Below are 15,114 nucleotides of genomic sequence, written 5' to 3'. Positions count from 1 at the left end.
TTCTTATTTATTAAAATATTGTAGTTGAAATGTGCTTTCTAAATAATTTATTAATGCTTCTTGAGCTTGTAATTCAGATTGAATAGCTTCTTTTATGAGTTGTGTAAACCCTGTATAATCTATCTCTCCTTCTTTATAGGCAAATAAAGCCCCCAATTTTTGTTCTTTCACAAGTGGTAACACCTCATTTTTATAGAAAAACCAAGACGTTTTCCATTTTTGATAATTCTCTTTTGATTGTACAAACTTGGATTGTACTTCTTGTTTTTTGAACTGAATGTTCGTATCAGCAATTTCCTTATCGATTTTTGCGGTTTTAACCTTTGCTTTATTTGTACCAGACAAAAAAGGAATGGAAACACCTGCTTGATAGGTATAAAACCCTGAATTACCATTTAAGTTTTGTAAACCACCTTGAAAATTTAACTTGGGTAAATTATCTGCTTTGGCAGCTTTATATGTGGCTTCTGCTTCTGTTACCTGTAATTGTGCTATACCATATAAGGGATGTTCTTCTAAGTTAAAAGTATCAACATCAATTTCACTAGTGATTTCAAAATCATTGGGAACGGTATAGAATGTATCAGAAACCAACCATAGGTTTAACTGTTGTAATGCAATACTATATTCACTTTTTGATTGCATAAATTTATTTTGAATCTGTAAAGCTTGATTTTTAGCTGCTGAATATTCTAACCTTGAAATCGCTTCTACTTCATAATTTAATGCTACTGCTTTTTCAAAATTGGTATAAATTGAATCTAACTCTCTGTATAAATTATAATTCCTTTTACTCTGCAAGGCATTTGCCCAGGCTTTTTTCACTTCCAATTCTAAATCTAATTCTGAAAGTTGAAACGCTTTTTGAGCTAGTTGAATGCGTTGTTCTTGCAATCGTTTTTTTGCAGAAATACCAAACACATCAATGTTGCTTTGACCAATTCCTATAGTTGTATAAATACCATTTCCGTTATTAATTTCCTCGCCTCCAGTAAAAATTTGAGTCGTTCCAAAATCATAAGCTGTACTTTTTAACTGCTCTTGTTTGCTGATTTCTAATTGCTTTTGTTTTAAAAGTGGAAAATTTTCTTTTGATAATTTAACCGCTTCATTCATCGAAATGATTGGCAACGTATCGTTAACTTCTTGGGCGTTTCCTGTTATTGGTAACAAAAACATAAAAGCTACCATAGCAGTAACTGTAATCACTTTTTTGTCTGCTCTAAACTTGAATGATTTGTTTTCTACCCAATGATATAATATAGGTAAAACGAACAATGTTAATAGTGTAGATGTTAATAAACCACCAATTACAACCGTTGCTAAAGGCCGTTGTACTTCTGCACCAGCTGATGCCGAAATTGCCATAGGTAAAAAGCCTAAAACATCTGTAAAAGCGGTTAGCATAATTGGTCTAATTCTTCGTTTTGTTCCCTCTATAATTCTATCTTTAAGATTGGTAACACCTTCATCTTTCAACTCATTCAAACCACTAATCATTACTAATCCATTTAAAACCGCAACACCAAATAAAACGATAAAACCGACTCCTGCCGAAATACTAAATGGCATATCTCGTAACCACAACGCTACGACACCACCAATGGTTGCCATAGGAATTGCGATATAAATCATTAAGGTTTGTGGCAATGATTTTAAAGCAAAATAAATAAGTACAAAAATGAGCAATAACGCAATTGGTACAACTGTTTGCAGTCTATTACTAGCACGTTCTAAATTTTCAAAAGCACCACCATAACGAATAAAATAACCTGATGGCAACTCTAGTTTAGCATCTAACTTGGATTTTATTTCTGTTACCAATGATTTTACATCACGTCCCCTTACATTAATACCAACATAGGTTCTTCTGTTTGTATTATCCCTACTTATTTGCATTGGACCGGCTTTGTAGCTTATATCTGCAACTTCCCGAAGTGGAATTTGAGTACCAGACGGTAAGTTGATGTACAAATTTTGAACATCTGAAATATCCTTTCGATTTTGGGAATTTAATCTTACTACTAAATCGAATCGTTTTTCGCCTTCAAAAATAATTCCTGCTGTACCACCTGCAAAAGCCGATTGCACAATTTGATTTAAGGTGTTTATTTGCAGTCCGTATTGGGCTAATTTATTTCTATTGTAAGTAATAGTCATTTGTGGCAACCCTGTTGTGGCTTCGGCTTTCATATCTCCAATACCTTCAGTTCCTGCAATGATTTTGGATATTTCTTCTGCTTTTTGAGACAGGACATTTATATCTTCTCCATAAAGTTTTATGGCAATGTCTTCTCTAACACCTTCCAGCAATTCATTAAAACGCATTTCGATAGGTTGTGTAAATTCATAGTTAACACCAGGAACCATTTCTACCGCTTCTTTCATCTTCTCTATTAATTCATCTTTTGTAGTGGCTGTTGTCCATTCGCTTTTTGGTTTTAAAATCACAAAAACATCGGCTAAATCCATTGGCATTGGGTCTGTTGGGATTTCTGCAACACCAATTCGACTTACAATTTTTTCGACTTCTGGAAACTTTGCTTTTACAATTTGTTCAATTTTTGTGGTCGTTTCAATCGTTTCTGTAAGCGAGCTTCCAGGTTTTAAAATGGCGTGAAATGCAATATCTCCTTCATCGAGTTGTGGGATGAATTCGCCTCCCATTCGACTAAACATAAAAACTGTTAGTCCGAATAGCACGACTGCAATGCCTATAATCCATTTTCCTTTTTGTATCGCTTTAACTAATAAAGGTTGGTATTTTTCTTCTACCCAATGCACAAATTTATCGCCATAAGATTTTTTGTCTGACTTTGGTGCTCTTAAAACCAAGGCAGACATCATTGGCACATACGTCAAACAAAGTACCATTGCACCAATCATTGCAAAAATGAAAGTCAATGCCATCGGTTTGAACATTTTTCCTTCAATCCCTTCTAATGCCAAAATAGGCAGAAAGACAATTAGAATAATTAGCTGACCAAAAAAGGCTGCATTCATCATTTTTTTTGAAGCATTAGAAGCCACTTTATCTCTTTCTTTTGCAGTAAGTTTCTTCTTTTTTAGCACTTGTGATGCAATAAGAAAAACGGTACTTTCTACTATAATTACTGCACCATCGACAATAATACCGAAATCTATTGCTCCTAAGCTCATTAAATTAGCCCAAACATCAAACACATTCATAAGGATAAATGCAAACAACAACGATAACGGAATAGTGGATGCCACTATTAAACCACCTCTCCAATTTCCTAATAAAAAGATGAGTACAAATATTACTATTAATGCACCTTCAATAAGGTTTGTTGCTACAGTTGATGTAGTTTCTGCTATTAACTTACTTCGGTCTAATAAAGGTTCAATAATCACACCTTCTGGTAATGACTTTTCTATTAGAGCCATGCGTTCTTTTACATTCTCGATAACATCGTTTGAGTTTGCGCCTTTAAGCATCATTACCAAACCACCTACAACTTCTCCTTCTCCATCTTGTGTTAATGCGCCATAACGAATAGCAGACCCAAATTGTACTTTGGCAATGTCGCCAATAGTTATAGGAATATTATTGGTGTTTTTTACTGTGATTTTTTTAATATCATCCAAACTACGCACTAAGCCTTCGCCACGAATAAAATTAGCTTGATGATTTTTTTCGATGTATGCTCCACCTGTATTTTGATTGTTGTTTTCCAGAGCTTCAAAGACATCGGTAATTGTTAATCCGATTGCTCTCAACTCGTTTGGGTCGACTGCGACTTCATATTGCTTAATTTTTCCTCCAATAGCATTAACTTCAACAACACCTTCTACCATTGCCATTTGACGTTGTACTATCCAATCTTGCATGGTACGCAAATCAGTAACCGAATATTTGTCTTTATATTCTGGTTTCACTTTAAGTGTGTATTGATATATTTCTCCTAGACCAGATGAAATAGGACCCATAGAAGGTTCTCCGAATCCCTCGGGAATTTGTTCTTTTATATCGTTGAGTTTTTCAGCAACTAATTGACGTGGCAGATACGTTCCCATATCATCGTCAAAAACAATGGTAACAACTGATAAGCCAAAACGAGAAATTGAACGAATTTCTTGAACATTAGGTAGATTGCTCATAGCTACTTCTACTGGATAGGTAATGATTTGTTCAATATCCTCTGTTCCTAAATTTGGTGCTTGTGTAATGACTTGTACTTGGTTGTTGGTAATATCTGGAACAGCATCGATTGGTACTTGGGTCATACTCCAAATACCTGCTCCAACAATGGTAAGCGTTAGCAAGCCAATAATGAATTTGTTATTGATTGAAAAATCAATGATTTTATTAATCATAGAATTATAGTTATAATGAATTTATAAATAAAGAATAATTACCAACCGGTATCGATGGTAGCATAGATTTATAATATACCTGCGTTTGCAGGTATTCATTATACTTGTGGTGGTTGTAAAACGGAATTTGTGAAGTCTTTTTCTGAACCGCTTAGGTATAAAACATCTTTTGTAGAAATAAAAGATATATTTAATTTTAAATCTGGAATATCAAAATGCACAGCACTTACATGGCAGCATTGACAAATACAAAAAGGCGAACATAAATCTGAATCTTGATGTTGATGGTCATTGTCCATTCCTTGTGAAATTTCTGTTTGAACCTCATTATCAAGCGTAGCATTATCTTCGCAAGGTGCTAAATTAAGCGCGAAAATATAAATTGATAATATGAAGGCTAAAAATTTCATCGAATCAAAGATAAGAATTTATTAATGCAATGGTGTTGCAAATAACCAAAGTAAGCAACTTTTATAATAGAAGAGCCTTTAATTAAGAAGACTCTTCTATATTTATTATTAATGGTCATGATCTGAATGATCCTCTTCCTTTTTATCTCCTGATTGATTCATTACCATATCATGTTCATATTTACAACATCCTGGCAAACTACTGTAAGCCTCTTCACTACCTGCTACTTTTTCGGTATCATAACCTGATGCTGCTATTGCTTTATGAATTGCCATTGCATCTGTTTTGGTATCATCAAAAGAAACATCTATTTTCTTTTTATCGACATCCCAATTTGCACTTGCAACACCATCAACTTTGTTTGCAGCTTTTTCGATGGTTTTTTTACACATTCCACAATTACCTCTAACACCAAAAGATATATCTGCCATAGCCATGTCTTTAGATACTTCCGTTTTTGTTTCTGTTGTCTCTTGCTTGGTTTCGTTTTTACAACTTGTTAAACCTATAGCTATTACTACGGCTAGACTTAAAATTACTCTTTTCATTGTTTTAAAATTTAATTATTATTATTTGATTTTTATTATTCTATGACTTGTTTTACTTCTCCACAGGTTAGCATTGCACCTCCAAAATATGGATTGATTACTTTTTCTTTCCTACTCAACCAGTAAGCGCCATTGTTCTCGTCTACCATCGGACAAAACTCAACAAAGACTTTTTCATTGATACCAAAGGTCTGAATTGTACTAATTAAATGTGATGAGAGGTGCTTAAAATGATTTCGTTGTGATGTAATTTTTGATGTATTTGAAATTGATGTTGCTGATGCTTTTATTTCTTTTTCTAACGACATCCAATGACCGTGAGCCTCTTTATCCTTTAATAGCTTCATATCAACTTTAGATAAATTATCCAATAGTCTTTTTGATTCTGTTATTACATTATTAGTATCATCTTTAACCAAAACGTCTTTTAATTTGATATAATCATTAAAGACTATTTTCAATTGATTCTGAAAATCCTTAGAAACTTTTATCCTCTCATTCATATTAGAATGATTCTCGTTATTTGCTGAAGGATTCTTTTCCATTCCAAGATGTCCTTCATGACCAGTCATAACTTTACCACCTTCTTTATTCATCATTGATTTTTTACCTTGTAATTGCGCTGCTGCATCAACGGTAAATGTTCCATTTGTTACAATCTCATCGTCAATTTTCAACCCCTCTAACACTTCATAATTGTCGCCTATTTGATTCCCTAATGTAATTTTTCGCATTTCAAAAACAGGTTGAGCAGGGTCAGTTTTTATATAAACAACTGAACGTTCTCCAGTCCATAAAACTGCTGTGGATGGAATGGTTAATGCTTGTTCTTTACTTGAAGTCATTCCTTTAACTTTCCCTTCAACAAACATTCCTGGCTTAAAAACGTTCTGTTTATTATTAAGTACCGCTCTTAATTTCACAGTTCTTGTTCTGGTATCTAAAACAGGGTCAATAAAATCTACTTTAGCTTTAAATTCTTTATTAGCATAAGTATTGGTAGTGACTGAAATCTCTTGTCCTTTTTTAAATAAATCGATTTGATTTTCATACACATCAAAATTTGCCCAAACCGTATTTAGATTAGCTATTTTAAGTAAAGGTTGACCTTGTTTGATATAATCGCCTTGTTCGACTAATTTCTCAGAAACCGTACCTGAAACCGTTGCATATACCGGAAAATTTTCTTTAACCTTACCAGAAGTTTCAATTTGATTAATTTGATTTTCAGAGAGCTTCCACAATTTTAATTTGTTACGTACAGCTTTGTATAATGCAGGTTGTGATTCCTTTAATGAAGCTGCTGTGATGAGTTCTTGTTGCGCTGCATATAATTCTGGCGAATAAATAGTTGCTAATAACTGTCCTTTTCTTATTTCTTCGCCTGTAAAACTTACATTTAGACGTTCTATTCTTCCAGAAAAATAACTGACTTGAACTGCATTGGCTTCTTCATTTTCTACAATCTTTCCAGATAATTTGATAGTATTATCCTCTGTTTTACCATTTCCAACAATAGACGTTTGAATGTTTGCCAAAGCCATTGCATTTTCAGTTAGCTTAAATTGGTCTGCTAATAAGCCGTCAGCACTACTTGCTGCAGGAATTAAATCCATACCGCAAATTGGGCAATCGCCAGCTTCTGGTTGCATAATCTGTGGATGCATAGAACACGTCCACATTTGATTGGTTTCTGTTACTGCATCATGATTGTGTTCTGTTTCTGTATTTGATGAACCACCAAAAAGGAACCATCCTAATAGAAGTCCAACTGCTAATATCCCTATGTAAATGACTATTTTATTATTTTTCATTCTCTAATCTTTTTATCATTGCTTTCATGTCTTCTATTTCTTTTCGTTGCGCTTCAATAATATCATCTGCCAGTTTTCTAACTTCTGGGTCTTGAATATCTGCACGCTCACTTGTAAGTATAGCAATTGAATGGTGTGGAATCATCCCTTTTAACCAAAGTACGTCTCCTATAATTGGTGCTTGTGATCTAACTAATCCTAACGCACTAATAAAAAGCACTAGACTTCCTATAAGTATTGCCATATTTTTCTTTTTGTTTTTATACATTTTCAGCATGAATAATAGCATAATTACTGCCATTGTTGAAATCCCTAAGCAAACCATATAAAAACGAGTCAAGCTGAAATATATGTGGTCTATGGCATAGGTATTTAAGTACATTGTTATATACATAGCTATAAATGATAACCCTAACATTAAAAAAAATGTTTTATAGTTTCCTTTATTTGAGTGTTGATTTGAATTTTCCATAATTATTTGATTTTATATTTAAACTTTAATTGTTCTTAATCTTAATGCATTGGCGATAACCGAAACAGAGCTAAAACTCATGGCTAACGCTGCAATCATAGGCGAGAGTAAAATTCCGAAAAACGGAAACAAAACACCTGCTGCAATAGGCACTCCTAATGTGTTATAGATGAGAGCGAAAAACAGATTTTGTTTAATATTCTTCATTACGGCATCACTCAAATTCCTTGCTTTGACAATACCGTGTAAATCTCCTTTTACCAAGGTTATCATAGCACTTTCTATAGCAACATCTGTTCCTGTTCCCATTGCGATACCTACATCACTTTTAGCAAGTGCTGGTGCATCATTAATACCATCGCCCGCCATAGCAACAACTTTTCCTTTTTCTTGTAGTTTCTCTACTTCTTTGAGTTTATCCTCAGGCAACATACTTGCTTTAAAATCTGTAAGATTTAATTCTGACGCTACTGCTTGCGCTGTGTCGTGATTATCGCCTGTTAACATGATGACTTCAATACCTTTGTCTTGAAGTTCCTTAATGGCTTTGGCGCTAGTCCCCTTAATTTTATCTCCTATAACTACATAACCAGTAACCGTTTCATCTATGGATAAGTATGAAACCGTTTTACCTTGTTTTTGATAAGTTTTAGCTTCTTCCTGCATTTGCGAGGTTATCTCTGCATTAGCATAATCCATCATCTTAGGATTTCCCAATGCTATTTTTTTATTATCAATAGTAGCTTCTACACCTTTACCTGTAACTGCGCTAAATGCATCTGATTTTAAAATTTCAGAATTTTGTACTTTTCCATATTTAACCGTAGCTTCTGCTAATGGATGTTCGCTGTTATTGTTCAACGAAACAATATATTTCAGAATGTCATTTTCGCTAAAATCAGCATCAAAAGAACCTACTGTTTCAACGGTTGGTTTTCCTTCTGTAATTGTTCCTGTCTTATCTACAATTAGCGACGTAACCTTATCCATTTTTTCAAGTGCTTCGGCATTTTTAATCAATACACCATTTTGAGCACCTTTACCAACACCAACCATTACAGACATAGGTGTTGCCAATCCCAATGCACAAGGACAAGCTATTATCAAAACAGCAATAGCATTCACAAAGGCATAAACATAAACTGGTTCTGGTCCCCAAATTGCCCAAACCGCAAAAGTTAGTAATGAGATAATGACCACAACAGGCACAAAATAACCTGATACTTTATCGGCTAAATTTTGAATTGGCGCACGACTTCTACTGGCATTATTAACCATGTGGATGATTTGAGAGAGTAGTGTATCGCTCCCCACTTTTTCAGCTTGCATTAAAAAAGATTGGTTGCCGTTTATTGTTCCGCTACTTACTTTATCATTTACTGTTTTATTAACAGGAATTGGCTCTCCTGTAATCATAGATTCGTCAATGGTTGTATCTCCTTCTGTTATCGAGCCATCCACAGGAATCTTATCGCCTGGTTTTACTTTTAGAATATCATTTAATTCAATAGCATCGATGGTTACTTCAACATCTTCGCCATCTACTATTTTTATAGCTTTATTTGGTGCTAACTTTAATAATTCTTTTACTGCTGAATTGGTTTTACTATGCGCACGAGCTTCTAAAAGTTGACCTAAAAGCACCAATGTTAGAATGACGGTTGCTGCTTCAAAATAGACATGTACTGCTCCAGATTCTGTTTTAAACTGACTTGGAAAAATATCTGGAAAAAACATACCAAAAACACTAAATAACCAAGCTACACCTGCACCTATTCCAATAAGTGTAAACATATTAAGATTCCATGTTTTTATGCTTTTATAGGCACGCTCAAAAAACATCCACGTCGCATAAAACACAACTGGAATGGATAGAGCGAACTGAATCCAATTCCAATATTTTTGTTCCATGATGTCATACAATGGATTATTAGAAACCATTTCACTCATTGCTATTAAGAAAATTGGCAATGTGAATATTATTGCAATCTTAAACTTTTTTAATAGCTTATTATAGGTTTTCTCTTCTGCTGAACTATCTGCTTCCATTGGTACTAAATCCATACCGCATTTAGGACAAGAACCTGCTTCATCTTTAATTATTTCTGGATGCATGGGACACGTCCATTGTTCTGATGAAGATGTGGACAAATTTTGTTCTTCAACTAAATCCATTCCGCAGACAGGACAATCGCCTGGTTTATCATAGTTTTTATCGCCTTCGCAATGCATAGGACAATAAAAAGTACCTGTTCCTGCTTTTGGTGGCTGTTTTTCCTTTTCTACTTTGTTATGGTGGTGTTCTCCTAATTTATGAATACTATAATTTCCGCTATCCTTCTCTAAAGCTTCTTGAAGTCTTTCTATGGGAATATGAGATTCCATTTCGATTGTTGCTTCTGCTCTTTCTAAATCAACTGAAGCCTTTGAAACACCTTCCACTTTTGAAAGTTTTTCTTCTACGTGACTGCGACAACCGTTGCAAGTCATTCCGTGTATGTGATATGTATGTTTCATTATTGCTGTGTTAAATAATTAATAATTGTGGTTTGCACATAGTAAGTTTTAACAGACTCAATTTGATTCATTTGAAACTTCAATTGCAATTCTTGTATGTCCAAAACGTCATTAAAATCAATCGTTCCTGTTTCGTAATTTTTAATAAGAATCTCTTCAGCATCTTTAGCTTGCTTTAAGTTCTTCGTTTGGGTTGCATAACTTATTCTTGCTGAAATCTTATCGTTTACTGCTTTATCCAATAGTATTTCTAATGCATTTGTGCGCTCTTGTTTTTGTGCCAAAATCTCTTGCTGTTGCAACTCATTTTGTTTGGTTTGGGATTTGTACTTATTATTAAATATGGGAATTGATACTGATACCATTGGCATAATTATATCTTTTCCATTGTCACTAAAATCCATGTTAGGACGTTCATCAACATTGATATAATCTAAACCGAAACCAATCATTGGACTACTTTCTTTTTGATTCAATAATTCAGATTGCTCTACCGACTGATAGAGTTTATCGAATTTTAGTAATTCAGGATGTAGAGATAAATTCCCAGAATTGATTTCAAAATCTTCTGAAGGAATTATTAACTCATTAATAACAGAAACTTGTACATCCTTATTACGATTTAAAAGCTTATTAAAAGTAGTTTGTTCTGCTAAAAATTGTTGAACCAAAACATCTAACAATTGCTGTATTTCATTTTGACGCATTTGCAATCGTAATACATCTACAGCTGAAGCTTTGCCAACTTCAACCGATGTTAAAGCCAATGTTTCATAGGTTTTAAGTAGTTTAATATTCTCACTTAAAACTTCTTGTTTTGCTTTATTAGCGTAAAGATTATAATAGGATTGCGATACCGAAGCCATCAGTTTTCTTTTGGCAATAACAATGTCTTCATATTTAGCATCTGCCAAAGCACTCACATAGTTTTCTCTTGCGGTTATGTTCCCAAACCAAGGCAACATTTGTTTTGCTGATACTTTGAAGCGTTGCGCTCCTGTTCGGGTTTCTGGTTCGCTTACGAAGTAACCCACACCAAATTCGGTATTAGGTAATGTATTTACTTCATTCACTTTTTCGGAAGCAATACTATACTGTAATTCAAACTTTTGAATTTCAGGATTGTTATTTAATGCTTCATTAATAAGCGTTTCTAATTCTTGTGCATTAGAAACACTAAAAGCTAATAAACCTATGAGTGTATAAATTATTCTTTTCATTTGTTTGCTCTTTTCAATTTAAACTCTTCTCTCCAGCTATATAATACCGGTACAATAAAATAAGAGGTAATATCTATAACCATTCCGCCAAATATTGGAATTGCCATAGGTATCATAATATCACTTCCTTTTCCTGTGGATGTCAATACTGGTAACAGCGCTAAAATGGTAGTTACAGTAGTCATCAAACACGGACGAATACGTTTTTCGGCTGCTTGTAAAGCGGAAGCTCTAATGCTCTTTTTATCAGAAGGTTTTTCACGCTCAAAAGTTTGCGTGAGGTATGTTGCCATAACGACACCATCATCTGTAGCAATACCAAATAATGCTATAAAACCTACCCAAACCGCTACACTTAAATTGATAGTTTTCATATTGAAAAGGTCTCGCATATTCTCCCCAAACAAACTAAAATTGAAAAACCAATCTTGACCGTACAACCATATCATTATAAAACCACCTGCAAATGCAACCGTTATTCCTGTAAAAACCATTAGTGACGTAGTAACAGATTTAAACTGGAAATACAGAATCAAGAAAATAATAGCAAGTGCTAATGGTACAACTACAGAAAGCGTTTTTTCTGCTCGTAACTGATTTTCATAAGTACCTGTAAATTTATAGCTGATGCCCTTTGGAACAGTTAATTCTCCTGAATCTATTTTCTGTTGAAATAAAGCTTGCGCATTTTCAACAACATCAACTTCTGCAAACCCATCTAATTTATCAAACAACACATAGCCAACTAAAAAAGTATCTTCACTTTTTATGACTTGTGGCCCTTGCTCATACCGAATCGTCGCTAATTCACTTAATGGAATAGGACTTCCTTTTTCAACAGGAATATAGATGCCTTTTATATCTTCTGGATTACCTCGTAGCTCTCTAGGGTATCGCACTCTAACAACATAGCGTTCTCTTCCTTCTACGGTTTGAGTAATAGCCATACCGCCAATGGCTACTTTCAGCACACTTTGTACATCTTCTATAGATACACCATAACGTGCTATTTTTTCTCTATCAATATCAATAAGTAAATAAGGTTTCCCTACAATTCTATCTGCAAAAACAGCTTGCTCTTTTACACCTTCTGCTTGTTTAAGAATGGTTTCTAGCTGCAATCCAAACGCTTCAATTTGTTTTAAATCTTGTCCTTTTACTTTTATTCCCATTGGTGCACGCATTCCTGTTTGAAGCATGACCAATCTGGTTTCTATCGGTTGTAATTTAGGTGCAGAAGTAACGCCTGGTAATTTGGTAACTCTAACTATTTCATTCCAAATATCATCAGGACTATTAATTTCTGGTCGCCAATTACGATAGAATTCGCCATCATTATCTTCGATAAGTTGAGCATGTCTAACTTTTGTAAAAACAATATTTTCGGAATTATTAGGATTGGCGATAAATGTTCCATCTTTCAACTCAAAAGCACCATCGTCATTTACTTTGTAACGTTGTCTTTTTCCTTTTGAGTTACGCATGTATTCAGACTTATACTGAATCATGTTTTCGTACATAGATAAAGGCGCAGGATCTAATGCAGATTCTGTTCTACCAGACTTTCCTACTACGGTTTCAATTTCTGGAATGGTGGCTACAGCCATATCTAATTGCTGAAGCACACGTTTATTTTCGGCAACACCTGAGTGTGGTAATGAGGTTGGCATTAATAGAAAAGAGCCTTCGTTTAAAGATGGCATAAATTCTTTTCCTGTATTGTTCATAATCCATCCTCCAGAAACAAGCACAGTTGCTGGAATAATTAAAAACAAAAGTTTGTTTGCTAAAGCCCAGTTTAAAATCTGTCCATAATAACTTCTAAAAATTGAAAATATTCCTAAAATTCCGAAGCAAATAATAGCTACAAAAATAAGATTGACTAAAATACTTCTGTCAAAGCCTAGTGGTCTCCAATATTCGGCAAGTAAAAAAATAATGGCAGTACACGAAATAATAATATTTACAAGATTGCTGTTTTTCTTATTTAGTTTACCCAAGACTCCAAGTAAACTAGTAATACCAAAAGCAATTAAAATAATCCCTAACCAATATCCAGTAACCATAATTGCTATTCCAGCAATTATTAAAGCACCATTTATGATGTATTTAAATGACTTTTTAAATGATGTTTTTCTGAATAAATAAGCTGCTAATGGTGGGATTAGAAATAAGGCAATAACCAAAGATGCTGATAACGCCATCGTTTTGGTAAATGCTAATGGTCTAAACAATTTTCCTTCTGCACCAATCATTGTAAATACAGGAACAAAGCTGATAATTGTAGTTAATACCGCAGTTAAAATCGCTCCAGAAACTTCGGCAGTCGCATTATAAACTACTTCATTCGTAGTTAACTCTGTACCATCTTCTCGTAATCGTAATTTGTCATCATCGAGATGGCGAATCATATTTTCTGCGAGAATGACGCCTACATCTACCATAGTTCCAATTGCAATAGCAATACCAGAAAGTGCTACAATATTGGCATCTACGTTAAACAGTTTCATGGTAACAAATACCATTAATACGGCGACAGGCAACAATCCAGAAATTAAAATAGAAGCTCTTAAATTGAAAACCATAACAATAATAACCAAAATGGTAATTAATATTTCTAGTGTCAACGCTTCATTAAGCGTGTCTAATGTTTCTTCAATAAGCTCGGTACGATCATAGAAAGGAACAACTGTTAATTGAGATGTTCGTCCATCTGCCAATACCTTTGAAGGTAATCCACCTTTCAGCTCCTCAATTTGCGCCTTTACATTATTAATGACTTCCATTGGATTTGCACCATATCGTGCCACTACAACACCACCAACGACTTCCGCACCTTCTTTATCCAATAAACCTCTTCGTGTTGCTGGACCTAATGATACTTTACCAATGTCTTTAATCTTAATTGAAGTAAAATCCTCTGAAGTAACTACAGCATTTTCAATATCTTCAACAGATTTCACATAACCCAAACCACGTACTAAATATTCAGCTTGATTAATTTCTATAGTCTGCGCACCAATATCTTGATTACTACTTTTAACCGCTTTTACAATCTGGTTTAAACTAATGTTATATTGACGCATCAGCTCTGGATTGACATCCACCTGATACTCCTGTACATAACCACCAATGGAAGCGACTTCAGAAACACCGCTTGCAGTAGATAAAGCATATTTCACATAGTAATCTTGAATGCTACGCAGTTCGTGTAAATCCCAACCACCAGTAACATTTCCATTTTCATCTCTACCTTCAAGAGTGTACCAAAATATTTGTCCCAAACCTGTGGCATCTGGTCCCAATGCAGGATTAACACCTTCTGGTAATAATCCACTTGGTAATGAATTGAGTTTTTCTAGAATACGACTGCGACTCCAATAGAATTCTATATCTTCTTCAAAAATGATATAGATACTTGAAAACCCAAACATAGAAGAACTACGAATGGTTTTTACTCCTGGAATACCGAGTAAAGAAGTCGTTAATGGATAAGTGATTTGGTCTTCTATATCTTGTGGCGAACGACCATCCCACTTTGTGAATACAATTTGTTGGTTTTCTCCAATATCTGGAATGGCGTCAACCGCTACAGGGTTGCTTGGCAAAAATCCTGTATCCCAATTAAAAGGTGCGTTTACAGTTCCCCATCCTACAAAAAGGACGAGTAACAGAACTGCTACGAGTTTATTTTCTATTAAAAATTTGATGCTTTTATTTAGCATTGGCTTTGATTATTAAACAGTTAGACATTGGCGTTAGAAAAACACCGAATACAGCAAATTATCCTTATG

General features: G+C 34.3%; 8 protein-coding genes. All 8 read right to left on the bottom strand.

Going from position 1 to position 15,114, the window contains the following annotated elements:
* Window positions 1-3: 3 nt before the first annotated feature.
* Window positions 4-4,338, bottom strand: a complete 4,335-nt coding sequence (locus ACNG5D_RS02320) for a CusA/CzcA family heavy metal efflux RND transporter (RefSeq protein WP_418181886.1) — start codon at window positions 4,336-4,338, stop codon at window positions 4-6.
* A gap of 98 nt (window positions 4,339-4,436) precedes the next feature.
* A complete protein-coding gene (locus ACNG5D_RS02315) occupies window positions 4,437-4,748 on the bottom strand; it encodes a DUF6660 family protein (RefSeq protein ID WP_418181885.1) in 312 nt (103 codons plus the stop codon).
* Between the two features lie 108 nt (window positions 4,749-4,856).
* Entirely contained in the window at window positions 4,857-5,297 is a 441-nt protein-coding gene (locus tag ACNG5D_RS02310) for a heavy-metal-associated domain-containing protein (RefSeq protein ID WP_418181884.1), read from the bottom strand.
* A gap of 35 nt (window positions 5,298-5,332) precedes the next feature.
* Window positions 5,333-7,111 carry an efflux RND transporter periplasmic adaptor subunit gene (locus ACNG5D_RS02305; RefSeq protein ID WP_418181883.1) on the bottom strand — a complete coding sequence of 593 codons (1,779 nt, stop codon included), beginning with the start codon at window positions 7,109-7,111 and terminating at the stop codon, window positions 5,333-5,335.
* The gene (locus tag ACNG5D_RS02300) at window positions 7,101-7,583 is read right to left on the bottom strand and encodes a DUF305 domain-containing protein (protein WP_418181882.1); all 483 of its coding nucleotides are present in this window, start codon (window positions 7,581-7,583) and stop codon (window positions 7,101-7,103) included. The genes ACNG5D_RS02305 and ACNG5D_RS02300 overlap by 11 nt, the downstream gene beginning before the upstream one ends.
* Window positions 7,584-7,601: 18 nt before the next feature.
* Window positions 7,602-10,100 (bottom strand): heavy metal translocating P-type ATPase, encoded by a 2,499-nt coding sequence (locus ACNG5D_RS02295; RefSeq protein ID WP_418181881.1) that lies wholly within the window; start codon window positions 10,098-10,100, stop codon window positions 7,602-7,604.
* Entirely contained in the window at window positions 10,100-11,320 is a 1,221-nt protein-coding gene (locus ACNG5D_RS02290; protein ID WP_418181880.1) for a TolC family protein, read from the bottom strand. Before ACNG5D_RS02290 ends, ACNG5D_RS02295 begins: the two co-directional genes overlap by 1 nt.
* Window positions 11,317-15,045, bottom strand: a complete 3,729-nt coding sequence (locus ACNG5D_RS02285) for an efflux RND transporter permease subunit (protein WP_418181879.1) — start codon at window positions 15,043-15,045, stop codon at window positions 11,317-11,319. Before ACNG5D_RS02285 ends, ACNG5D_RS02290 begins: the two co-directional genes overlap by 4 nt.
* Window positions 15,046-15,114: the final 69 nt, after the last annotated feature.

Origin of the sequence: Algibacter ulvanivorans (assembly GCF_048381495.1) — a bacterium.
Taxonomy (GTDB): domain Bacteria; phylum Bacteroidota; class Bacteroidia; order Flavobacteriales; family Flavobacteriaceae; genus Algibacter_B; species Algibacter_B ulvanivorans.
Note: the sequence above shows the minus strand (reverse complement) of the source record. Positions and strands in the feature narration are given on the sequence as shown.